This is a genomic window from Acidimicrobiales bacterium (genome assembly GCA_041394185.1).
Classification (GTDB): domain Bacteria; phylum Actinomycetota; class Acidimicrobiia; order Acidimicrobiales; family Poriferisodalaceae; genus JAAETH01.
The window spans coordinates 222,373-245,655 of the sequence record JAWKIQ010000004.1 but is presented as its reverse complement, the minus strand read 5'-3'; the positions used below and the strand labels follow the sequence as shown (position 1 = coordinate 245,655).

General features: G+C 62.7%; 16 protein-coding genes, 1 tRNA gene and 1 pseudogene. 8 read left to right on the top strand and 10 right to left on the bottom strand.

What is annotated here, in order from left to right:
- Nucleotides 1-742: 742 nt before the first annotated feature.
- The 3 genes and pseudogenes from R2770_19030 (at nucleotide 743) to R2770_19020 (ending at nucleotide 2,900) form a co-directional block, all read left to right on the top strand.
- A complete protein-coding gene (locus R2770_19030) occupies nucleotides 743-1,033 on the top strand; it encodes a hypothetical protein (protein MEZ5282556.1) in 291 nt (96 codons plus the stop codon).
- On the top strand, nucleotides 1,033-1,491 hold the full coding sequence (locus R2770_19025) for a hypothetical protein (protein MEZ5282555.1): 459 nt from the start codon (nucleotides 1,033-1,035) through the stop codon (nucleotides 1,489-1,491). The genes R2770_19030 and R2770_19025 overlap by 1 nt, the downstream gene beginning before the upstream one ends.
- Before the next feature lie 449 nt (nucleotides 1,492-1,940).
- Nucleotides 1,941-2,900: pseudogene (locus tag R2770_19020) on the top strand (IS481 family transposase).
- A gap of 635 nt (nucleotides 2,901-3,535) precedes the next feature.
- Here the strand turns inward: R2770_19020 and R2770_19015 are convergent.
- The 4 genes from R2770_19015 to R2770_19000 form a co-directional block, all read right to left on the bottom strand.
- Nucleotides 3,536-4,477 carry an IS481 family transposase gene (locus tag R2770_19015; protein MEZ5282554.1) on the bottom strand — a complete coding sequence of 314 codons (942 nt, stop codon included), beginning with the start codon at nucleotides 4,475-4,477 and terminating at the stop codon, nucleotides 3,536-3,538.
- 106 nt (nucleotides 4,478-4,583) lie between these two features.
- The gene (locus tag R2770_19010) at nucleotides 4,584-5,177 is read right to left on the bottom strand and encodes a hypothetical protein (protein MEZ5282553.1); all 594 of its coding nucleotides are present in this window, start codon (nucleotides 5,175-5,177) and stop codon (nucleotides 4,584-4,586) included.
- 115 nt (nucleotides 5,178-5,292) lie between these two features.
- Nucleotides 5,293-7,623 carry a hypothetical protein gene (locus R2770_19005; GenBank protein ID MEZ5282552.1) on the bottom strand — a complete coding sequence of 777 codons (2,331 nt, stop codon included), beginning with the start codon at nucleotides 7,621-7,623 and terminating at the stop codon, nucleotides 5,293-5,295.
- 867 nt (nucleotides 7,624-8,490) lie between these two features.
- Nucleotides 8,491-9,018 (bottom strand): DUF6036 family nucleotidyltransferase, encoded by a 528-nt coding sequence (locus R2770_19000; GenBank protein MEZ5282551.1) that lies wholly within the window; start codon nucleotides 9,016-9,018, stop codon nucleotides 8,491-8,493.
- Between the two features lie 821 nt (nucleotides 9,019-9,839).
- On the opposite strand from R2770_19000, the gene R2770_18995 reads away from it, so the two are divergent.
- Entirely contained in the window at nucleotides 9,840-10,151 is a 312-nt protein-coding gene (locus R2770_18995; GenBank protein MEZ5282550.1) for a transposase, read from the top strand.
- Between the two features lie 2 nt (nucleotides 10,152-10,153).
- Nucleotides 10,154-10,993: an IS3 family transposase gene (locus R2770_18990; GenBank protein MEZ5282549.1), complete on the top strand. Its 840-nt coding sequence runs from the start codon at nucleotides 10,154-10,156 to the stop codon at nucleotides 10,991-10,993.
- A gap of 230 nt (nucleotides 10,994-11,223) precedes the next feature.
- Here R2770_18990 and R2770_18985 read toward each other — a convergent pair whose 3' ends face one another.
- Together R2770_18985 and R2770_18980 are read right to left on the bottom strand one after the other, a co-directional pair.
- On the bottom strand, nucleotides 11,224-11,916 hold the full coding sequence (locus tag R2770_18985; protein ID MEZ5282548.1) for a hypothetical protein: 693 nt from the start codon (nucleotides 11,914-11,916) through the stop codon (nucleotides 11,224-11,226).
- A 98-nt stretch (nucleotides 11,917-12,014) separates the two neighbouring features.
- Nucleotides 12,015-13,307, bottom strand: coding sequence for a hypothetical protein (locus R2770_18980; protein MEZ5282547.1), 1,293 nt, complete (start codon nucleotides 13,305-13,307; stop codon nucleotides 12,015-12,017).
- A 3,115-nt stretch (nucleotides 13,308-16,422) separates the two neighbouring features.
- Here R2770_18980 and R2770_18975 point away from each other — a divergent pair.
- Nucleotides 16,423-16,674 carry a ribbon-helix-helix protein, CopG family gene (locus R2770_18975; protein MEZ5282546.1) on the top strand — a complete coding sequence of 84 codons (252 nt, stop codon included), beginning with the start codon at nucleotides 16,423-16,425 and terminating at the stop codon, nucleotides 16,672-16,674.
- Nucleotides 16,671-16,988 (top strand): type II toxin-antitoxin system PemK/MazF family toxin, encoded by a 318-nt coding sequence (locus R2770_18970; GenBank protein MEZ5282545.1) that lies wholly within the window; start codon nucleotides 16,671-16,673, stop codon nucleotides 16,986-16,988. The genes R2770_18975 and R2770_18970 overlap by 4 nt, the downstream gene beginning before the upstream one ends.
- Before the next feature lie 485 nt (nucleotides 16,989-17,473).
- Here R2770_18970 and R2770_18965 read toward each other — a convergent pair whose 3' ends face one another.
- The 3 genes from R2770_18965 to R2770_18955 all read right to left on the bottom strand — a co-directional run bounded on the left by R2770_18965 (nucleotide 17,474) and on the right by R2770_18955 (nucleotide 20,766).
- Nucleotides 17,474-18,370 carry an IS3 family transposase gene (locus R2770_18965; protein MEZ5282544.1) on the bottom strand — a complete coding sequence of 299 codons (897 nt, stop codon included), beginning with the start codon at nucleotides 18,368-18,370 and terminating at the stop codon, nucleotides 17,474-17,476.
- A gap of 1,041 nt (nucleotides 18,371-19,411) precedes the next feature.
- Nucleotides 19,412-20,548, bottom strand: a complete 1,137-nt coding sequence (locus R2770_18960; protein ID MEZ5282543.1) for a tyrosine-type recombinase/integrase — start codon at nucleotides 20,546-20,548, stop codon at nucleotides 19,412-19,414.
- Between the two features lie 141 nt (nucleotides 20,549-20,689).
- Nucleotides 20,690-20,766 (bottom strand) — tRNA-Ile (locus tag R2770_18955).
- Nucleotides 20,767-20,851: 85 nt separating this feature from the next.
- Here R2770_18955 and R2770_18950 point away from each other — a divergent pair.
- A complete protein-coding gene (locus tag R2770_18950) occupies nucleotides 20,852-21,838 on the top strand; it encodes an ROK family protein (protein ID MEZ5282542.1) in 987 nt (328 codons plus the stop codon).
- Between the two features lie 3 nt (nucleotides 21,839-21,841).
- Here R2770_18950 and R2770_18945 read toward each other — a convergent pair whose 3' ends face one another.
- Nucleotides 21,842-23,260 carry a DUF1996 domain-containing protein gene (locus tag R2770_18945; GenBank protein ID MEZ5282541.1) on the bottom strand — a complete coding sequence of 473 codons (1,419 nt, stop codon included), beginning with the start codon at nucleotides 23,258-23,260 and terminating at the stop codon, nucleotides 21,842-21,844.
- Nucleotides 23,261-23,283: the final 23 nt, after the last annotated feature.

Genomic DNA, 23,283 nt, shown 5'->3' with positions numbered 1-23,283 from the left:
ACCTGGCCGAACACGATGATGGCGTGGCGGGACCGCTATCTCGAGGACGGTCCGGCTGAGATCGGGACCGTTCGGGCTGGGCGTGGTCGCAAACGCCAGATTTGCGATGAGGTTGTGGAGGCGATCGTGAACGACACGCTCACCGCAGTCCCTGACGATGGTTCGGCGTGTTGGACGATCCGGTCTGCGGCCCAGCGGCCGGCGGCGGTGTCGCAACAGGGTCTTCTTGGGTTCTCGGGTGCTAGTGAGCGGAAGCGTCGATAGATGAGCTACGTAGTCAAGATGCCAGTTCGAGTTCGAGTGGCTCGGTGGCTTGGCGCGGTTTGGGGTCTGCTAGCGATAGCGTTCTATGTCGCTTTCGGGGTACCGCCTGCCCTAGTACTGGGAGTGTTTGGCCTGACCGGAGCTGCATGGGCGCTCTGGCCCAAACTCCGCATGACCGAAGATCGCCTCTTCATACGCAACCTCTTTCCTCGCTCGTACCCCCTCGCTGAGATTGATCGCTTCTTTGTAACGTCACCACCAGGAATGCCGCTCCTGCCGACCTACAAGATAGGAATCTCGTTCAAGTCCGGCCATCAGCAAGTAAGCCGAGCGATCTGGCACCGCGAACGATTCGGGAGCAACATCGCCACCTGCGCCTCGCTCGAGGAAGTCACGTCAGCGGTCTCCAACCTCAACGAAGCACTGGCTGCCAACAGTTCGCCCCGATGAGCTACAGCGCCGAGTCCCGTGCACTGGTGTGCACGCCAACGGCCTCGATCGCGACGTAGCTCCTGCTGGTCGAGAACTCGCGTTGGAGAGAATCGACCGTGATGAACGCTCAACCTGGGGGCCAAAGGAAAAAAGTCAGTTCATCAAGGAGTGGCACGATAGGGGATTCGAAGATCCGCCAGTGCCGTGGACAGAGTATGACATTCGCCACATCGCCCCTCGCGAGAACGGGGGCGGTAATGAGTTTGAAAATCTGGTACCGGTCAAGCGTGAAGTGCACAAGCAACAGTTCAATCCGTGGTGGATCGGAGTGCAGTAGTGAACTCGCTTCATGACAGCCTTTCTAGACTGGAAGCTAAGGCGGCGACACTCGGCCTCGCCCACATAGCCGAAGCTCCTGCGGCCGATGATGAAATGTCTGGAGTGCTGCCTCCGGATTTGAACGGTGAGGAAGTAGTCTCACTCTGGAGGCTCCATAGATCCGCCAAACTCATGTACGAGCCCACATACGGTCAGTGGGGCTTGCAGCTGTTGACACCTGCCGCCGCAAGCGAGAGAACCGAGCTTGAGCGTTCGATCCGGCCCGACGAGTTCGGTTCGTATGATTTCGTACTCGGAGAGTTCATAGGTGACCTTGATGTCCTGATAGTCACAAACGGCGGCATCCTTGTGGCCCCACCTATTTATCCCAGAAGCGACTGGTATCGAGTTGGCAGTTCGCTAGCAGAGTTCCTAGACATGTTCGCCGTAGCGGAGGGTCAGAAGTTCTGGGAATAGGCAGTTGCCGTCCCGGCTTTCGCCGGAGTATCGCGTGTGAACACGATGTGTTGTTGGTGCGATCGACGTGTGAGCCTCACACTGGAACGACGACCCCAGACCCTTCGCCTGGACTAAGACCGCCAACGACATCATCACCAAGGTCAAACGAGGCCGCACCTCCCTCACCCGCCAGGCCAAATCCGCGACAGACCACTAGTGGCAAGGTGCACTTGCACGCTCTTGGCATCTGGAATCACCGCCAACGGAGCACCTGGCTAGTGACACGGAGGCTGGTGCCCAAACCGCTCCCGATCGGCGGACGCAACGACATGAATTGCAGATCGCCGCCGCCGTCCGCCACCCCCTGAGCTAGATGTAGGGACCACTGAGGTTGTTGTCGTGAATGGGTGAGCTTTCCGCGGCAGTGTGGAAGTTGCTGACTTACCCACACGAACCCCGGAGGCTCGATGTCTCACCGTAATGCCCGTCTGACGCCGACTGGCCGTCGGATCATGATCGAACGAATCGTCGCTGGCACACCCCAGGCCCATGTGGCCGAGCAGATGTGCGTGTGTACCGCGCGTGCGACCGCGTCAGCGGCAATGAATGAGCTCGCCGAAGGCGATGCCGGCGTCTGCAGTCGACCGATCGTCTCGTCCACATCGCTCGCTCTGCCCGAGCGTCGAAGCGGGTCGAGGATCGTGCGGCTTTGTCGGCTGCGCAGGTCGGTCGAAGCGGTGGGGACCGAGGATGATCTCGATGCACACCGGTATCCCCGCGTCGACCGTGCACAAGATCCTCGTCCGCCGAGGGTTGAACCGCCTCGCTTGGATCGACCGGCCAACCGGCAGGGTGATCCGCCGCTACGAACGAGCCCACCCTGGCGAGCTGATCCACTTGGACGTGAAGAAGGTCGGCAAGATCCCACCGGGTGGCGAGCTGGCGAGTCCGAGGACGAGGACAGACAAAGCAGCGTCGTGTCGGCTACACAGTACCTGCACTGCGCCGTCGACGACCACTCCCGCGTCGCATACGTCGAAGCCCACGACAACGAACGGGCAGACACGCTCGTCGGGTTCTGGACACGCGCCCAGGACTGGTTCTGGGCCCGCGGCATGGCCGTCGACGAGGTCATGACCGACAACGGATCGAACTTCCGATCGAACCTGTTCGCCCAGATCCTGGCCGAACGGGCGATCAAACACCGACGCACACGCCCCTATCGGCCCCAGTCGAACGGGAAAGTGGAGAGATTCAACCGGACCATGGCCGACGAGTTCCTCTACTCGTTCACGTTCAGATCAGAGAACGAACGACGCCGCCGACTTGACCGCTGGGTCCACGACTACAACCATCACCGCAACCACACCGCCATCGGCGGACCACCCGCATCACGCGTCCACAACGTCTGTGGCTCCTACAGCTAGACCTGGTCATCAGACATCGCCCAGAAGTGACAACACCGCCTCGGCCAGAGCTTGATCCCCCCAACAATCAGATGCGTTCCTTCTTCGCATCGCGGAGGTTCCCGTGGAACAGGCGACTCACCTGTCGACGCCTTCCGGTGAGGGGGTCGCGACCCGCCTCGACAATCAACCCTGCCAACCAGCCCCACTGGCCACCGCCCAGGCTCCCGTCTGCGAACTGGGAGTTCGACGTAGTCGAACTCCGTAAGTGACGAGCGAAGCGAGGAACGACGTGGGCCCGGCGGGGCTCGAACCCGCGACCAAGCGATTATGAGCAACATTCCAACCGTCCAGCAGGTGGCACACAGTGCTCTGACGTGCGGTTTCGTCCAACGCCTCGTCCGTCTGGTCGCCTCCAGTGACCTCAGGTAGCCCCACCTATGTTGGAAAGAATGTTGGAATCGACGGCCTGCCGGGAATCATCTGCTCACTGTGCGGTCTTGTGTGTTCGAGGCATCACGAGTCCGGTCTTCATCGCCCTCGTGCGAGAGTGGTCGGCCCCGTCTGCGATGGTTCGTCGAGGCCGCCCTCAAGGTCGAGCGGCAGAATCGGAACATCCCGCCAGCGCCTGGGGGGCGCGGGACGGCCTTAGCCGACTAGGTGTAGGAGCCACAGACGTTGTGGACGCGTGATGCGGGTGGTCCGCCGAGGGCGGTGTGGTTGCGGTGATGGTTGTAGTCGTGGACCCAGCGGTCAAGTCGGCGGCGTCGTTCGTTTTCTGATCTGAACGTGTGGGCGTAGAGGAACTCGTCGGCCATGGTCCGGTTGAACCGTTCGACTTTCCCGTTGGACTGGGGCCGATAGGGGCGTGTGCGTCGGTGTTTGATCGCCCGGGTGGCCAGCACTTCGGCGAACAGCCGTGAGCGGAAGTTCGATCCGTTGTCGGTCATGACCTCATCAACGGCCATGCCACGGGCCCAGAACCAGTCCTGGGCGCGTGTCCAGAACCCGACGAGCGTTTCGGCCTGTTCGTTGTCGTGGGCCTCGACGTAGGCGACTCTGCTGTGGTCATCGACGGCGCAGTGCAGGTACGTGTAGCCGACACGACGCTGCTTTGTCTGTCCTCGTCCTCGGACTCTCCAGCCGCCACCTGGGGGGATCTTGCCGACCTTCTTCACGTCCAAGTGGATCAGCTCGCCAGGGTGGGCTCGTTCGTAGCGGCGTATCACCCTGCCGGTTGGACGGTCGATCCAAGCAAGCCGGTTCAACCCTCGGCGGACGAGGATCTTGTGCACGGTCGACGCGGGGATACCGGTGTGCATCGAGATCATCCTCGGTCCCCACCGCTTCGACCTGCGCAGCCGACAAACACGATCCTCGACCCGCTTCGACGCTCGGGCAGGCGAGCGATGTGGACGAGACGATCGGTCCTGCAGACCGGCATCGCCTTCGGCGAGCCAGCGGCGCCACCACTTGGACACGGTCGCACGCGACACGCACATCTGCTCGGCCACATGGGCCTGCGGGGTGCCGGCCACGATTCGTTCGATCATGACCTTGCGGCCGGTCGGGGTGAGACGGGCATTACGGTGAGACATCGAGCCTCCGGGGTTCGTGTGGTCAGTTCAGCGACTCCCACACTGCCGCGGAGGCTCACCCATTCACGACATCAACCCGCGACAACAACCTCAGTGGTCCCTACAACTAGGGCTCGAGAACCTCGCCCCAGGATCGGATCCTGGCGTGAGCGCCAAGATCGCAGATCTCGTCGAAATCGGCTGCCGTCCCATAGTTCAGTGACACCACCAGGCGATCACCAAAGTTGTTCCAGATGAACACTGGATGGCCCGATGACAGCGCAATAGCTTCGTGAGGAATGCCTCTCATCTGGACCTCACCGCCGGAGTAGTTGCACTCCCGCTCCAATGGACCTGTCGACTCCAGATACACAACTGGATCCGACAGAACACCATCGAAAACAACACCCTCGACGTCCACCCGGCCCAACTGAACCCAGTCACCATCACCGGCCAGATCCTCCCAAAAACCCTCGTGAAACGAGGACGGGCCAAGACCCCGAACACTGGCGAGCACATCACAACCAGCCCACGGCTCCCACCAGGTAACACACACCACCGTTTCACCAGACTCGAAGAAATGCCGCAACTGCACCCAGCGGTAACGAACCCTGACCCCCGAAGCCTCCTCTGACTCCAGCCCCGTTGGCTCATCAGAGGCTGCTTCAGGATCATTAGAAACCATCTCGTTATCCGGGTCGGCGACTTCGGTAGTAGTCACATCCTGGGAACGCTGACCCGCGTCGTCGTCCCCGCTGCCAGCGCAGGCACCGATGACAACACACCCAAGGACCAGGCCAACTCGTGACCATCTATGCCAAATCGCGAACATCGCCCTACCCCCTGAGGTAGCCACCAACTTCACCGTTCGGGTTAGCCAAAGGCCCTTGTCCCAGGGTGATGTCGCGACATGACGGCGGTAGGTACCCAGCGACTGGGCCCCAGCAGATTCGGTACGGGCCCGGTTCGAGCCAGGTCCAGAGTCCCCAGTCGTTTCGAGGAAACTCGTAGTGCTGCGCTCCCGTCGAATCGCTGAGGTAGATCGTCCCGGGGACTCCCTGGATGCCCGGGTCAAGGTTATCGAGATCGTTCGTCTGAACTCTGATCTCACCGCGCTCGGCGAAGATTCCGTACGCTGTGAAAATCTGGCCCGGCACGATGGTCACGGTTTGCGTTAGTGGCGTCGTAAACCCTTCAACGTCGGAGAACGAGAGCTCGTAGGTACCAGGCGCAAGTTGAACCCAGTCGAGTCCCCAATTGTCGCGCGTTATGCCATCGATCCTGATTGACGAGTTGACCGCGGGCGAAGTGACCACCCGCAACCTGCCGAGGTTCGCGGGCCCTTGGCTGCTTGGGTTTGGTGTGTAGGTGCCTATGACGTGCGTCTGTATCTCTGATCCGTCAGGGTTGAACCCGGCGGGCACCATGACCGTCTGGCATGGCGGGGGGTCATAGCCGGGTGCTGGCCCGAAACAGATCTGGTGTTGCCCACCACTGATATGGGTCCAAGTCCCGAAGTTGTCGTACGGTATCCCGTCGACGGTGATCAGCCCGTCGGTGCCATACGGAGACGTCTCTACCCGCAACTGGGCAAGCTTTGTGAAATTCCCGGCGACAGCTGTCGTTTGCCCCGACACCACCGTGACCTCGATCGGAGCAGGTGTCTGCCAACCAACGACGTCGGAGAATCGGATCGTGTACTGACCCGGCGTCACCTTCACCCAGTCGAGGCCCCAAGTATTGGCAGGCCACGCCACACCGTTTCGTTCGATGGAGATCTGAGAGGGGAGCGGAGGATTCGTGGTGACCCTCAGCAGGCTGGGAGACAGTGTGTCAAGACTGATCGACTCGTTCGGGCGATCCTCCCCGAACGCTGCGACAGAGTCCTCGACCCAAGCGCCATATAGCTCGGATGTCGCAGGAGTGCACGACCCGTTGTAAAAGTTCTCGTCGGTTTGACCGCCAACGGTAGTAGCGACCGCCATATGAGAACCCGGCGTGAAAATCGGACTCCCCGAGTCCCCGAAACACGCAAAAAGATTGAACACAGGAGAATTCACAAGGTCGATACCGACGCTCGGAATAGATGTGTTCAGATCCTCTCGGACAAAGATTCCGCACTTCTCAGGGCCAATGATCTCCGTTTGAATGCCGACCCTGCACACATACGTACCCTCGGGAATCGCGTGACTATCAGCCTGCGCCCAAATAGGGAACTCCGGATTGGATGGCCGCCAGATCGTTCCAGGCTTGCTCGGCAACTGACGACCAGAAGCATCGATGAGCGCAGCATCGGTCGTCAAGAGCGTATTGCCGCCCTCTCGACGCCAAACGACCGTTCCGATTCGACGACTCGGATCTCCCGACCCGAAGGCCTGGTAGGCGACCTCGCCGGTCGAAACGCAATGCCCGGCGGTTGTGACCTGGTTAGTCCAAACGCTCGGCACCGGGAAGAACGAAGAGCGAGTAAACGTGTACCCAAGCGTGCAGCCTGGAGACACCATCACCCCGCCGTTCACCTGGTCGCATCCGGTGAGAGGACAGGCGAAGGGACGCGGCGTGGGCTCAGCGAAACTCACTTGCACCGCGCCGCGAAGCCCAGGGGCAAGGTCAAACTCGACCGGTGAAGCTTCCGGCAATACGACCTCCACCGCGTTCGAACTGACATCTACCGAAATCGAGCGTCCGAGAGAAGACCCGCGAAGCTGCTCCTCGATGCTCCGTCCCACCCGACGCAACTCATCAAGCGAGTACCTGACCGGTCGCCGTTGGATCACGCCCGAGGCCTGCAGCGCCTCATAGGCCGACGGAGGGACCGCGCCAGCGGTTGCCCCAAACGTGAGCACCCCTCCGGCATCGTGGTCAATCCACACACCACCGAAACCATCGAACCTCGTACTGCCCGATTCATGCAACCACTTCGACACCTGCTCATACAGGGTCTGACGCTCCAGACGCGCAGCAGCCTCACCCAACTCGATATCGAACTCATCAGCCATTGCCAAAGCAGCAACCGTTATGTCGACGCCCGACCGAGTCTCGACGCGATCCGCCCCGACCCTCGGACGGCCCACGATCTCGACATCCAGCTGAACCAGAATTGCCTCAACCCACTGCCGCGTCAGCTCAGCACCAACGGGAAACACGACGCCATACTCGTCAAGCACAGCCCGATCCCCCTCAAACGCAGCATCAAGAACCGCAACAACGCGTTCACGCTGCGCCGGCACCCAATCAACGCCCCGAGCACCGAGCCAAGCCTCGCCAGGCCCTCTGACATGCGGGGGGGTATCAGACTGACCCCAGCAGCAGGCGAGCGATCCCCAGCACGATCGGGCAGAACAACCTCCGACCCTGCACCGCCCGCCGACCCAGCGCCAACCGACACCGCGAACAAGGATATGACGGCCACCACAAACAGTCGCTTCCCCACCGCTCCCCCAAGTCACAGACCAAAAGACAACAACACCCAACGGGACCCTACGCCCGATGAGCCACCATTTCAACTCAGCCGAACACTCCAAACAACCGCCCCAACCTGGGACCGCATACCCAGCATCACGAACACATGGCGATGCCCGAAATCCCAGAAACCTTGTCGCGTTTCACCTCGCCGATGCGCCTACCTACAACAAACGACCAACCACCGATGTTGGAACAAATCTTGGATTGACGAGCCCCACTGGCCACCACCCACCCCGTCCCCCGTTCAGACCCGGGAGTTCGGCGATCGCCGAACTCCGTAAGTGACGAGCGAAGCGAGGAACGACGTGGCCCGGCGGGGCTCGAACCCGCGACCAAGCGATTATGAGCAACCTTCCATCCGTCCATCCCGTGCAGGGCAGTGCTCTGACGTGGTGTTACGTCCAACGGCCCGTCCGTCGAGCGGTCTCCAGTGACGTCTGGTAGCCCTGCCGATGTTGGAAAGAATGTTGGAATTCCCGGCCGCCGGAATCATCTGTCCACTGTGCGGTCTGGTGACATCTTGTACGGCCTGGTGAGTTCGGGTGACTTCGATGATCGTCCCGTGTCGCTCAATCACCAACGACGCTGTCGAGCCAATCGGCGAGGTTCGGGTCGGGGTCCTCGTGGGGGTAGGCAGCCTCGAACGCGGTGACCGCTGCCGCTGCGGTGCCGAAGCTGGTGTGTGGCCAGAGTTGCCGCAGGTCGTCGGTGTCCACAGCACGTCCGGCGAACAACTTCATCACGAACACCTGATCCAGTGACAGCCCGAGAACCAGAAGCCGAGGATGGTCGCGCACCACCGTCGCGTCGGCGAGATCGAACCCGGCCGGTAGGAACTGGGCAGCTGCGTCGTTGATCCAGCGCGGAGCAAGATCATGACGGGCGGCGACCCGCTCGACCGCGATCTTCAAGACTTCGTCGAGACGCTCGACACTGTCGACGTCACGAGTGGCGTCGCGCAGACCTTGCCACGCCAATAGTGCGCCACCGACGATCACGAGTCTGCGCCGCACCCCATCGTCAGGAAGATCGTCGGCGACCTCCTCCACATAGGCCAACAGTGTCGCCCCGTCTATCGGATCGTTCGACTCAGGCACCGACGGTTTCCCTTGGCCGGAACAGACTCTCCACGTCGACGATCAGACCGCGCTCCGCGAACCTACGATCGACGGTCGGACGGCGACGAGCAGGCGGTTCCCAAACAGGATCGGCTCCGGGAACCGACGCCACCCAACCAGGTCGTGGCAGCCCAGCATCGTCAGCCAGCTTCTCCGCGACCGCTGCGAGCAACGCATCGACAATGCGATTGCCCGACGGCGGAGCAGGCGCGTAGATCGCCGCAGGAACCCGATCCGGGTGCAAAGTTAGCCAGTCGATCCATGAACGCCACCTCACCCACTCCAACTTCAGCCCACGATCGCCATCGGACTCCCACGCATCGACGAGATCCTCGAGTCGCGGACCTCGATCCGCTCCGATGGGCCGGGCCGATAGCTCAAGGCTGTACCCACACGCACCCAAAATCCGCTCCAACACCTCCACCGTCGGCTGGATCCGACCAGACTCGATCCGAGTAATCGTCGAAACCGCCACACCAGCCTCAGCCGCCAACCACCGATAACTACGGCCTGACGACTCCTTCGCCCCATGAACCAAACCAGCAACATCCACACATGTGAGCATAAACGCTCACAATCTGAAGAGCAACGGGCTCGGACCCACGACATCCGCCAGAGGTGACGCGAGGGCAGCCCCGACGACGCTCCTCGATGGTGGGCTAGGGTGGCCGGGTCCGGTGAGCCGAAGGGGGTTGGCATGGCCGGGTCACAGATTGACGCCGACCCCGTTGGGTGGTTGACCGTTTCCCTGACCGGTTTTGGTTGGGATGATGGTCGCTCTGGTCCTCGAGGAGAGGAAGATGAGCGAGAAGAAGCAGAGGCGTTCGTGGACGCCTGATGAGAAGGCCGAGATCGTGTTGGCCGGGTTGCGCGGCGACCGATCGGTTCGCGATGTGTGTCGCGAGCACGAGATATCGGAAACCCAGTTCTGCCAGTGGCGCGACCGATTGTTGGAGGGCGGCAAGGCAGCCCTGCGACGCCCGAACGAGCAACGTCCCGAGGACGCGGAGATCAAGGACCTTCGCAAGCGGGTCGCCAATCTCGAGCGGGCGCTCGGTCGCAAGACCTACGAGCTGGAGATTGCGGGAAAACTGTTGCGGGACTGGGAGTGAAGATGCGTGCCGCCCGGGAACTGGTCGCCCAAGGCGATCAGCCAACCGCTGTGGCACTCGTCGCGCAGGTCTCGCGCCAAGCGATCTACAAGACCCCGAAACGCCGCCCAGCATCCGCAGGCCCGGGGCAGCAATCCGCGGCTGACACGGCGATTGTCGAGGTCGCGAAGGCACATCCTAGCGATGGGACTCGGATGGTCGCGGCTATCGCCGGCCAGCAGTTGGGTGTGGCGGTGAACCGCAAGCGAGTGCAGCGGATCATGCGGGCCCACAAGCTGCTGCAACCGGTTCGGGGGCTCGAACGAAGACGGCGGCCCGGGTTCTTCCGCGTCACCCGACCTGACGAGCTGTGGCACATGGACGCCACCAAGGTGTGGACCGCCCAGCACGGCTGGGTATACCTCCATGCCATCGTCGATTGCTGCACCCGAGAACTCGTGGCCTGGACGCTCGATCTTCGGGGCCGCACCGACGAAGCCGTCGCCTGTGTCGAGCAGGCTGTGTTCGAACGCCGCGTCCGGCTAGGACGGCTCACTTTGGGCACAGACAACGGCACCCAATTCACATCCCGCGGGTTTCGCCGGCATCTCTCGGCGCGTGGAATCACGCATCGTCGTGGCGGCTACCGCGATCCCGAGTCCCGGGCGTTCATCGAGTCCTGGTTCGGCCAGTCCAAACGGCGCTGCGCCTGGCGAGCCGAATGGGAATCCATCAATCAAGCAAGGAGAGACATCACCACCTACATCACCGACTACCACCACCGCCCGCACAGCGGGCTCAAATACCAAACCCCCGCCCAGGTCGCCCAGACCTGGCGGACACTCAACAACTCAGCGACCTGAAACCGACAACCAAAACGGGGTCCACGTCAGCCGAATGGGCCCACAACGGTGTCGACACCCGAGTCCCAGACCCGGTTGTTGTTCGCGTCGAGATACCACTAGCCAGTCGAAGGGCGATACACACCAATGTGACCGTCGGGAGTGAGGATCGGCTCGTCACCGGCCTGTCCGAAACTGCCACAGAAATCGATAGAGCATCCGTCCCGTCGTCGGCAAGGCCGTATTCAGTCTCACCCGATGGTGATCGTGACGGGGTCTGCTTCGACGTGTGGGGTTGCGTTGATTCCTGTGACCCAAGCATCGTAGGTGCCAGTAGGGAAATAGTCGGGAACGATGATGGTCGCGTTGATGAGCGGGACCAAATCCGGATCAGCCTGGAAGTCATAGAAAAAGGCAAATCGCGTCTCGCCAGTCCAAACTGCTGACGCTGACGCGACACTCGGGGGGTCTGCACCTAGTTGGTGGATGGTGGCCGTGATCGTCCGTCCTTCCGCCTCTATAGATGCCGGTCGGTTGGTGGGCCTAATTCGTTCTCCGGTGACGGTGATGTTGGCTTCAAAGAGTCGGCCGCCCGCATCGTCCTGGTCACACCAGACCTCTAACACGTAGAGACCCGGTGGTGTCCCCGTCGGCATCGGCAACTGAACGATTCCGGCGTTGTGAGGGGGAACAAGCAGCAAGCTCACTCTGAAGCGCTCTGGCCGCAGCTGATCTTCCGGAACTGCAATCTCGTTGTCGGGCTGTCGCGTGAAACTCACTCCGGTACTTACGTCCCCCCTCGAATCGCAGGCGTTTGCGATGTCGATGACGATGGTGTCGGTGACGTTGATGGTGTCGGGTGTGAGCATTCTGACGTTGCCGTCTTGGGTGGACTGGTAGGGCGCAGTGGTCGATGGAGAGGTCGTGCTGCTCGACTCGGCCACTGGTTCTGTTGTGGGTGCCGCGTCTTGACTGTCGTCGGAACACCCGGCAGCCGCAAGTAGACCGACCAGTGCCACAGCGCCGACGCGTAGGCGGTGCTTCATTGGCTTGCAGTTCCGGTCCGGTCGATCGGGTAGTCACCGTAGGTTCCAAAGCCCGGGCCGGCGCAACGGTCGATAGCACATCCGTTCCAGGTGCCGTCGTTGTTCGCGTCGAAGAACCACTCACCGGTGCTGGGACGCCACAGGGCAATCTGACCGTCGACAGTCATGACCGGATTGTCACCTGGCCCACCGAATGGGCCCACAACAGTGTCGACACCCGAGTCCCAGACCCGGTTGTTGTTCGCGTCGAGATACCAGTAGCCAGTCGAAGGGCGATACACACCAATGTGACCGTCGGGAGTGAGGATCGGCTCGTCACCGGCCTGTCCGAAACTGCCACAGAAATCGATAGAGCATCCGTCCCAGGTTCCGTTACCGCTGTCGATGTACCAGCCGCCGTCATTGAAGGTGCCGATGTATCCCTCGTCGTTGTTGGGGATGATGAACGGTTCGTGTTGGAGCCCGCCGAAAGGGCCCAGACACAGGTCAGGATCTGGTCCGGTGCATCCGTCATCGGTTTGGTTGTCGTTGCGATCGAAACGCCACATCCCGGTTGTCTGGTCGTAGTACCCGAGATGGCCGTGGGGGTGGATCACACCTTTGAGATGGCCTGCAGCGCCGTAGAACCAGCACACGTCGATGGTGCAGCCGTCCCAAGTTCCGTTGTCGTCACCATCAGCGAACCACAGGCCAGATACCGGCCTGTACAAGCGTTGGGCAAACACCGGCTCGAACCCGGCCACATCATCAGACCCCTCATCGATCACACGGGCCACGTCAGCGGTCGCCGTGTTACCAAAGCCAAGGTCGGGGTCTGACCAGTACCTCATACGGGTGCAATCGTCGGTCTCGCCGTCGCCGTCAGTGTCACATAGAGGGTCATCGGAATAGCCCATGATCGTGTTGAACGCCAATGGATCACCGCCAGGGAACGGCGACTGAACCTGCCACACAAACCCATGCCCATACTCGAACGGAGTCACAGTCTGGTCAACGAACAGGTCATGACGAGCACCAAACAGATGCCCCACCTCATGAACAGCAGTCGTCAACGGACTGTTCACCTTGAACAACGCATACGCGTCACCCACGTGCCAATTCTCCAGTGGCGTGTTCGCCCGCCCCCGTAGCCACCTCTCGGTCTGGAAGTTGTAGATCTCTCCGGTCAACTGGACAACCACATCGGCATTCACCCAATTGCGAGCCTCAGGAACCTCATCAAGGTGTCCGTCATCGAGGTCGCCTATCAGGTGTGTCAGCAACAGCTCCCGCGCGTCGACCGCGGTCACACCGTTGAGGGTCCGCTCCGGGAGGACTTCGCCGGTCTCGTATACACCGACCAGCCGGAACACCGTGTTGATCCCGTTGTTAGAGGTAACCAGATTTAGCTCGGCCACAATCTGACGCGCCCGCAACGCCGAATTCGCATTGATTGCAACAGAATCGGCCGAAGACGACACCAATACGTCAACAATCTCGGTCCCACCACCGCCGGCCTGCAACGACGACACCAAGCCCGCTCCCGCAGCAAACCGCTCCCTAACCTCACCACCACGGCCAGGCTCAGCGACATCAGGGTTCACCGCGCGAGCGGTAGCGCGTTCCACAACCCGATGCCCACCCCTGTCATCGGGCTCAAGGACCTGAACAAGATCCTGTCCCCACAACTCCGCCGAAACCAGATCCCCATAAGTAGTCAGCCGCAACGTCCGACCCGACACCCCCATACCAGCCTCGCGGCCAACAACCGTCACATCACCATCAACAAACCGCGGCAACCAACCCGAATCAGCAGGAGCGACAACGCTAGACGGACCACGCGCAATGTCCCGCTCCACCAACACGAAGCCCACCTCGATCGACACACGATCGCCAGCCACCAACTCCACATCAAACACATCACCACGAGCCAAACCCGCGACCGCACGACCCAAACCAGCCCGATCCGGATCAACCGGCGTCACCCAACCAGCCATCCGCTCCGACCGGCCCGGAACCTCAACCTCGGAGGCCGCACGACCGCCAGAAGCCCGAACCGCCCACGACGACTCGGAACCGCCTCTGCTCTCACCGGGCTGACCCGAATCACCTACCGACCCAGCACCCCCCCCAGGAACCGCTACAACCCCAACCAGCGCAGCCAACACGGTGACAAACAGACGCAACCGCAACACCGAACACCTCCACACCACGATGCGACAAGTCGACCATAACACCCCACGCCGACACCACAGCGGCACTCCGCGCAGGAAGAAGTCCCGAACTGGCGAGGACTAACGCCCCAGCGTCACAACAAAGAACAAAGCGAGCGAAATCGGAGAAGCGTTGTCGCGTTCCTGCCCGCCGATGCGCCTACCTAGGACAAACGACCAACCACCGATGTTGGACAAAATGTTGGATTGACCAGCCCCACTGGCCACCACCCTGTCCCCCGTTTCGCGACCCGGGAGTTCGGCGATCGCCGAACTCCGTAAGTGACGAGCGAAGCGAGGAACGACGTGGGCCCGGCGGGGCTCGAACCCGCGACCAAGCGATTATGAGCAACCTTCCAACCGTCCAGCAGGTGGCACACAGTGCTCTGACGTGCGGTTACGTCCAACGTCTCGTCCGTCTGGTCGCCTCCAGTGACCTCTGGTAGCACCTGCCTCGACGTGTTGGAAAGAATGTTAAATCGGCCCCCGACGCCAATCAGTTGAGGGTCCGTCTGGGTGTGGTGCGCTACCCCGCCCGGGCTCGGATTGGCAGCCGAGAGCCGGATACAGCTGTATACTCTCCGTATGACGCAGACCCTGAGCTCCGGGCCGAGACCGTCACTCGCCGAGGAACTCGACGCTGCAGCAGCTCCCAAGCAGGCGTTCCACGCAGCGACCTGATTGCCAGGCCGTCCGCGAGTACCTCACCGACTCCGATGCGAGCGCCAACAACGATACGCCCACCAACCGCTCACGCCAGCCGCAAACGACAGCCTGGCCGAACGAGGCCTGGCCAGACGACGACACAGACTGGACAGAGGTCTTCGGCGAATGAAACGCGGCCATGGTTCGCAGGGTCGGACGACGGCGATCGACCGGTTGTCCTAACCCGATCCCATCGCCGGACCGTCGACGCTCGTCGACAACCACGATCCGCGGCCTGACGCCGAACGGCTAGGGCCAGCCGACGGCCACCAACGAGACCGTCGCCAACGTCCGACAACGCACACCTGGCCAGATCAGGCCTTCAACGTCGGACGATCGACGAAGCCTGACGCCCACCGATAGCGACCGCAGCAACGGGTCGCCCACACGATCACCTACGGACAACGGTGTCCCGCCGTGAACACACGCCCACTGCTCCTGCAGACGTCGGGCAGCGGAAACCCTCCGCCCCACCGCCGGTTGACACCAACAGTCCCGGCAGACGATGCCCAGTCGGGCACCGCACGACCGCTTCCCTGGATCATCGTCGCCCGTCCCAAGGACCAACGTCGATCACGACGGGATGGCGTGCGATCGACAGAGCTACGACCCGGAACCTCAACCGAGCAGGCTCGGTTCCGAACCGAAGCGTCGAACCGGGCTCGGGCCGACGAACTGAACATATCGCCTGGCCTCGCTAGGCAGGATTGCTGATGCTTCATCGAATCCGGCCGTCAGACCCCACGGGCAGCCGCAACCCTTCGTAGGCCGCTCACGTCACGCCGCGTGGAGCCTGGTCGACGGCAGTGGCGGTTCGAGCCACCGAACAGCCTTCGGGTGCGTACCGGGATCGGCAACTCGACAGCCCGGACGGGTCACATCACAGCGCTCCCCCACGGTGAAGGCGTCGTCGAACGAGCCCGCTGACAGCCGGCCCGCCGAGCGGTTGACCACCAGCGACCACCGGCCGAAATGCGGACGCAGGTCGGAATGGAAAAGATCCTCGCGAGTGCGCCGCCCCGGACGGCAGGGCCAATGCACGATGTTGCACAATCGCTACGGCGTGGATTGACGGTGCCCGAATGCTCGCCGCCATCACCCTGTTGGCCCCCGGACGGGATGGCGGAGAGTTCGGCGCCTTTGGAACTCCGTAAGTGCATTCGGCTCGAAGGCGCTTCACCGCGCGACGCGAGCAACGACGTGGGCCCGGCGGGGCTCGAACCCGCGACCAAGCGATTATGAGCAACCTTCCAACCGTCCAGCAGGTGGCACACAGTGCTCTGACGTGCGGTTACGTCCAACGTCTCGTCCGTCTGGTCGCCTCCAGTGACCTCTGGTAGCCCTGCCTATGTTGGAAAGAATGTTGGAATCGGCCCCCGACGCCAATCGCCTACTCACTGTGCGGTCGGGTGCGGGTCAGTGCCGTCGAATGCGGTGTGGTGCGCTACCCCGCCCGGGCTTTCGGATTGGCAGCCCGAGAGCCGTATACAGCTCGTATACTGAATGTATGACGCAGACCCTGAGCTTCCGGGCCGAGACCTCACTCGCCGAGGAACTCGACGCCGCAGCAGCCGAAGCAGGCGTTCCACGCAGCGACCTGTTGAACCAGGCCGTCCGCGAGTACCTCTACCGACTCCGATGCGAGCGCGACGCCGAACGATACGCCCACCAACCGCTCACGCCAGCCGAAACGACAGCCTGGCCGAACGAGGCCTGGCCAGACGACGACACAGACTGGACAGAGGTCTTCGGCGAATGAAACGCGGAGAGATATGGTTCGCAGACGTCGGACGAGGCGGCGATCGTCCGGTTCTCGTCCTAACGCGCGATCCCGTCGCCGACCGCATCGACGCAATCGTCGTAGCCCACTTGACAACCACGATCCGCGGCCTGACGTCAGAGCTACGGCTAGGCCCCGCCGACGGCCTCCAACGAGACTGCGTCGTCTCCTTCGACAACCTGCACACGCTGGCCAGATCATCGTTCCGCCGACGCGTCGCAACGCTACGCCCCTCACGACTCGACGAAGCGTGCGACCGCCTGGCCGACGCACTTGGCTGCGGCCACCGATAGCGACCCTTGAACACCATCGGGCCGCCGAACTCAGCATCGAAACCCGCCTCACGCCACTGCTCCTGCAGCGTCCCCCACGGGCAGCCCGCAACCCTCCGCCCCGCTGCAGCCAGCCCGCCGAGCTTGACACCCCAGCCCGCGGCAGACCCCCTCGATGCCGAACAGTCGGGCGACTTCGCGGCCAAAGCGGCTCGCGCCTGGATCGGTCGCGCAGTCGACCGGAAGCTAGGATCGCGGCAGGAAGCTCGGCGTGGTGCGGTGCAGGCGTCGCTCGCCACCAAGATGCTGTTGTTGCCTAGCAGTGTCTCGGTTTGAACCGATCTAGGGGATCTAGGGCATTCGGCTGCGGGGAACGGAATGGATATCGGGTGTCGACTCGGCTAGGCAGGATTGCTGATGCTTCGATTGAATTCCGGCCGGCAGACACCCAACAGTGCAGGCGAATGTGGAAGCATGAGCTTCCCCCCGTTGGCCGGTCACGTGGTTTATGCGGCCTTTGGGGCCTTTGGTGGACGGTGCAGGTTCTCCCAGGTGGTGGGTGAACGGTATCCGAGGCTCGAGTGCAGCCTTCGGGTGTTGTAGCGGTTGATCCAGGCGAAGATCGCTCGGCGGGCTCCGGCGCGGTCTTCGAATCGGTAGCGGTGGATCAGCTCTCGTTTGAGTGAGCTGAAGAACGATTCGGCGACCGAGTTGTCCCAGCACACCCCGGTGCGGCCGACGGACTGGATCATGCCGCGCTCCGCGACGGCTGCCCGGTAGTCGCCCGCGAGGTATTGCGCTCCGCGGTCGGAATGGAAAATGATCCCGGCGGTGCGCCCGCCCCGGACGCCGGCGGCCATCGCCAAGGCGTCACAGACGAGCTCGGTGCGCATGTGCTCGGCCATCGCATACCCGAGCAGGCGCCGCGATCCGAGATCGATCACCGTCGCCAGATAGAGCCAGCCCTGCCCGGTCGGGATGTAGGAGATGTCGCCAACCCACGCGACATCTGGGACACCAGGGGCGAAGTTGCGCTTCACCAGGTCCGGCAACGGCGGGGCATCCTCGGCGGGGATCGTGGTGCGGACCTTGGCGGGCTTGTAGATCCCGACGATGCCATGGGCACGCATCAGCCGCTCCACCCGCTTGTGGTTCACCCGCCAGCCCCGATCGCGTAGCTCAGCGGTCATGCGCGGTGACCCGTAGGACTCGTCGAACTCATCGGCGATCTCGCGCATCTCCTGCACCAGAGCGGCCTCGGCCTCCTCGGCTTCGGTCGGCCCTACAGTCTCGCGTTGGCGCCAGTCATAGAAGGCCTGCCGGCTGACGCCGGCGGTCTCACATGCTGTCGTGGTCGGGAAGCCTTCGGCCTTCCGGGCAGCGACCCACCGATAGCGGGTCACTGTCCCGACTCCTTCACCCAGAAGGCCGTCGCTCGTTTGAGCAGCTCGCGTTCCATCCGCAGGCGCTTGACCTCGCGGCGCAGCTCGGCGAGTTCTTCACGCTCGCTGGTCGTCAATCCTTCACGCTCACCTCGATCGACCCGGGCCTGACGCACCCAATTCCCCAGATTCGAGTTTCGGCCGGCAGACGCCCAGCAGTGCAGGCGAATGTGGAAGCACAGGCTTCTTCCTCTTGCTGCGGGCTTGGTGGGATTGGTCGTCGGTCTTGCAGGCGTGTTTCTACGTGCACGACTCAACGACAGGTTACCCCACCTGAGCGCCGCTTTGGTAGTGGGCCCGCCCACCGTTGTGGGGATCCTTCTCTACTTTCGCCACATCAGGCGTAGAAGCATCGCCAGCACAGGCTGCAAGCCCGCAGATCTGCTCCTCAGCGCCCATGTCCAGCCAACAGCGAAGAATCAGTCGGGCAACAACGACTTCAACCGAATCTTCCATAAAGGCGGCCAGCTCTTCGTCTTCGTCACGGGCGGCCGACTCGCAGCCTATGGAGTTCCGGTCGAAGGCGAGACCGAGCAGATCACTCTGGCAGCGCCGCCGTCACTTGAGGTCTTCGAGTGCGGCCGGTCGATCGCCGAAACGAGATTCCCGTCCGACGGAGGGTTCGGCGCCAACTCGTTGATACGCCGAGGCCCGGCCTTTCGGCGGATCAGAACATGAACGACGGCCCAAGGCAGGGCTGCGGCGCCAGCCTCGGGCCGTTTGACCTGAAATGTGACAGCCGCGGGGCGCGACGGGCTAGGGATCGTCGGCGAGCAGTTTGCTCTGCGGCGCCCAGGCTCGCGGCGAGTTGCTCCTTCCCCATACGCCCTCGTCGCTTCGGATATCGCACGGCCGGACAGCTCTCCGCGCAAGTGACCCACTGCGATGCGATCGGCCCGCCAAGCCGAGGGGAGCATCAGCAGTTGAGCGCTGATAGCTAAGGCGCTCAGAATCGACAGACGCGACGACGTGACTTGACAAGTAGCGACCGCCAAGCCACCTCTACCGAGACCCGCTCGTCACGCTTCCCAGGAGGGACGACACCGCCTCCGCCAGAGCCTGATCGGCCTCGGCGACGTGACCCGTGTAGTGCTTGGCAGCAACAGACGGATCGTGGCCGGCACGCATCGCCACCTGCACCGGCGAGAACCCGAGGTCCTGGGCGTAGGTCTCCATGAACTTGCGCAACGTGTGGAAGTTCAGATGGTCGAGGTCGAGCCGCTTGCGAAGCCGGGTGAAGTACTGCGTCACCCCTCCCGGCCTCCACGGCGTGGATCCATCGACCGCATCAGTGAAAACATACGGGTCCGGGACGAGCTCGACCTCGGCCTCGGCCGCACGTCGGCGAACCAAGTCCATCTGCTCGACCAGCAGGGCCAGGGTGCGGTCGTCGACCGAGATCCGCCGGATGCGCCGGTTCTTCGTCGGCGCCTCCTCGAGATCACGACCCTTCAACTCAATGATGTTGCGAGCCACGATCACTGTCTTGCGCTCGACATCGATCCTCGAGAACCGCAGCGCACACAACTCGCCACGCCGAACACCAGTAGTCGACGCGATGAAGATCGCCCGGGCATACTCGGGTCGCCTCGAATCAAGAGCACCCTGGAACAACTGGCGAATCTCGTCAGGGGTGGGCACGACGGGAACATGGTTCTCCGCCGCTGGCGGCTCGGCGAACTGGGCCGGATTGTCTCGGCGCCAGCCCCACCGGCATGCCTGGGTCATCATCGACGAGATCGTGGCGTGGATCTGATACACCGACCGCGCCGACAGGCCACGGCGCTGATGCTCGCCATAGAGGTCAGTGAGCATCTTCGTGTTGATCTTGCGCACCATGTGAAACCCCATCGTTGGGGCGATGTTGCGCCGGTACGTCTTCTCGTAGTTGTGAATCGTGTTCGGCGAACGACCTTTGCGCTCAAGCTCGAGGATCCACTCGCCGAACAAGTCGTCGAGCGATGCGTTGGTGCCGTCGTGGCGTCCCTGGGTCGACTCGTGCAGCAGCTCGAGCCGGGCCTTCTTTGCCTCGCTGAGGTTGCCGCGAAAGGTGCGACTGACTTGGCGACGCTTTCCGGTGAGGGGGTCGCGACCCGCCTCGACAATCAGTTCCCAGACACCCGGAGAGCGCTCTCGCATCCCCGGATATTTCTTCCGTCGGGTCCCCATAGACACGAAAAACTAGCCCTTCAAAGGGCAAAATGTTGGATGAATGTTGGATTTTCGCCGGTTCTGGCGAGCTATGTGGTCACCCCTCAGGACAAAAGTCCTGGTCAGAGGTGGTGGGCCCGGCGGGGCTCGAACCCGCGACCAAGCGATTATGAGTCGCCTGCTCTGACCAACTGAGCTACAGGCCCCAACCGAACCGAGTGTACGCGGTGCTTGTGCGGTGCGGCAGCACCATCCCTTGCCCGCCGACGGCATGTGCACGATTCTTTGTCGGTGACCGACACACAACCCGTCTCCAAGGTTCCTGCTGTCGTCGGCATCGACGTTGGCGGCACCAAGTCGCTCGGTCTGGTGCTCGACTCTTCTGGCGAGGTCGTGTTGCAGGAGAAGTGGCCAACGCCGAAGGGGGCAACCGAGATCGTCGACACACTCGCCGGTCTCACGAAGGAGCTGGTCGAACGCGTCGCCGACACCCACCACATCAGAGGCGTCGGCGTCGGTATAGCGGGTCTGGTCGACAACGAGGGGCGACTCCGGAGGGCCCCGAACCTGATCGGCTCCGACGAGTTCGCCGTCCGAGACCTGCTCGAGCCGGTTGTGGCCATGCCGGTCTTCGTCGACAACGACGCAAACTGCGCGGCCAGAGCGGAGCTGCACGTAGGAGTTGCCAGAGAGGTCAGCCACGCGCTGCTGATCACGCTGGGCACCGGCATCGGCGGAGCGCTCGTCGTCAACGGCCAGATCGACCGCGGCGCGGCCGGAATGGCGGGCGAGCCAGGCCACATGATGGTCGACCCGCAAGGGCCTCGATGCGTGTGCGGCCAGATTGGCTGTTGGGAGAGATACGCCAGTGGCGCAGGGCTCGCACACCTGGCAAGACTCGCCGCCGAATCGGGAGCCCTTGCGTCCGTGGTCGAAGAGGTCGGAAGCGTCGCGGCAATCAGGGGCGAACACGTAACGCGGTCAGCCAGATTGGGCGACTCCGATGCCGCAGCCGTGCTCGAGACCTTCGCCCGCTGGGTTGCCATCGGCATGGCCAACTGCTGCGCACTCCTCGACCCCGAACTCATCGTCGTCGGCGGTGGCTTGGTGCGCGACTGGGATCTGTTCGGCGAACGAGTCGTCGCCCATCTCGACGATGTGTTGGTGGCATCGGAGCACCGCCCACAGATAAGGGTGAGGGCCGCCACCGCAGGCGAAGCCGCCGGAGCGTTGGGCGCCGCGTTTCTGGCCGCTGCAGAAACAGGCGTGGTCCGCTAGAGCTCAGCCGCCGACGAAGGAAGGTGCGGTCTGCGTTCCCGGCCGGGTGCCGCTGAGTCGATAGCCGTTGCCGAGATTGCCGTCGTGGCAGTCGAGCCCACCCGCAATGCAGCCGTCGACTATCGCTTGCAGCACCTCAGGGTGCCATGCATTGAACCAGTCGCCGTGAAGCGAGGCACCTCCCGGCTGGTCGGCGGTCACCGCATGTCCATCGGAAGCCAGCCGCCAACCACGCGTCGACCGAGTCGACGGGTCGAAGTGCTCGGGTTTGACCCCCCATGCATAGTGATACGACACCCTGGCGATCGGCACCGGGTGCGAAGCTGGACATTCGGTTGCGCCCGTGCTGCTCACGATGGGGTAGGCCATGTGGCTCTTGTGGTCGGCCGAGTCGAGATCGGTGCCGTTCCAGCAGCTGGGGAAGAACACGTCCATCCGCAAGCGGTCGGGTGCGACACATTCGGGGATGGTCGAGCTCCATCGCGGATTCAGAGCATCGCTCGATTCCCACGATTGGCAGTGCCATCTGGCAACCGAAAATGGCTGAGGCTGGTCGGGGCCGCTGGATGCATCACCGGCAATGATCCGAAGCCCAGGAGGCGGGGCCTGGATCGACTGCAAATCGTCGACGGCGGCCGAGTAATAGATGACCTCGTGGGCGACATCGTCGTTCCCCACAACCGCAGGCACGGCCTCGAAGGCCGGTTCACCTGCGCCATCGAGCATCCGGCTTCCTGCGGCGTCATAGGCGGGAGCAAGCAGTGTCGGAATCCAGTACGCAGATCTGTTGAGTACGTTGCCTTGGCACGTCGACTCGCCGTACAGGTAGAGCGACGCCATCGTCGATGAGTGATCCGTCAGCGTGTTTCCGTAGAAGCGGTGCAGGTGAGCCGCCCCTTCCTGGCCGGGAAACACGATCGGATCGTCGTAGGAAGAGTGGGCAAAGTCGCAGTTGACGCGCAGAATCCCGCGCCAGCTGCGCGGGTCTGCCTTGGCAGGCGACTGCTGGGTTGCAATCAGGTCGGGGTGACCGTCGAACACACTTGGCTGATTCCATGCCGAGCTAACCGGTTCACCCAACGACCCGTCCGCACCGATGGCCCGGACGGCAAAGGCGTGCGCTCCGGGCGCGGAAGGAACGTGTAGCGCCGGACTTGTACAGGCTGTCCACTCGGCTTCGTCGTACGAGCACTCGAACCCGACATCGTCGGCGGAGACGAACGCGTAGAAGGTAGCTGCAGCGGCGTCAGCGTCAGGCTCGCTGGTGAGGCTGACGTTCAGGTTCGAGTCAGGTTCGGAGCCAGAGCACGACGACAACAGCACAGCAGCTGTCAGAGCACACACCAGAGCCGTATTTCTCACAGGTGAGGCGTCGGCCCCTCCGAGGAACAGTTCAGCGATCTCACTCTCAGCGACCCTCACCGCGCCGCTGCCCGACCGATCCG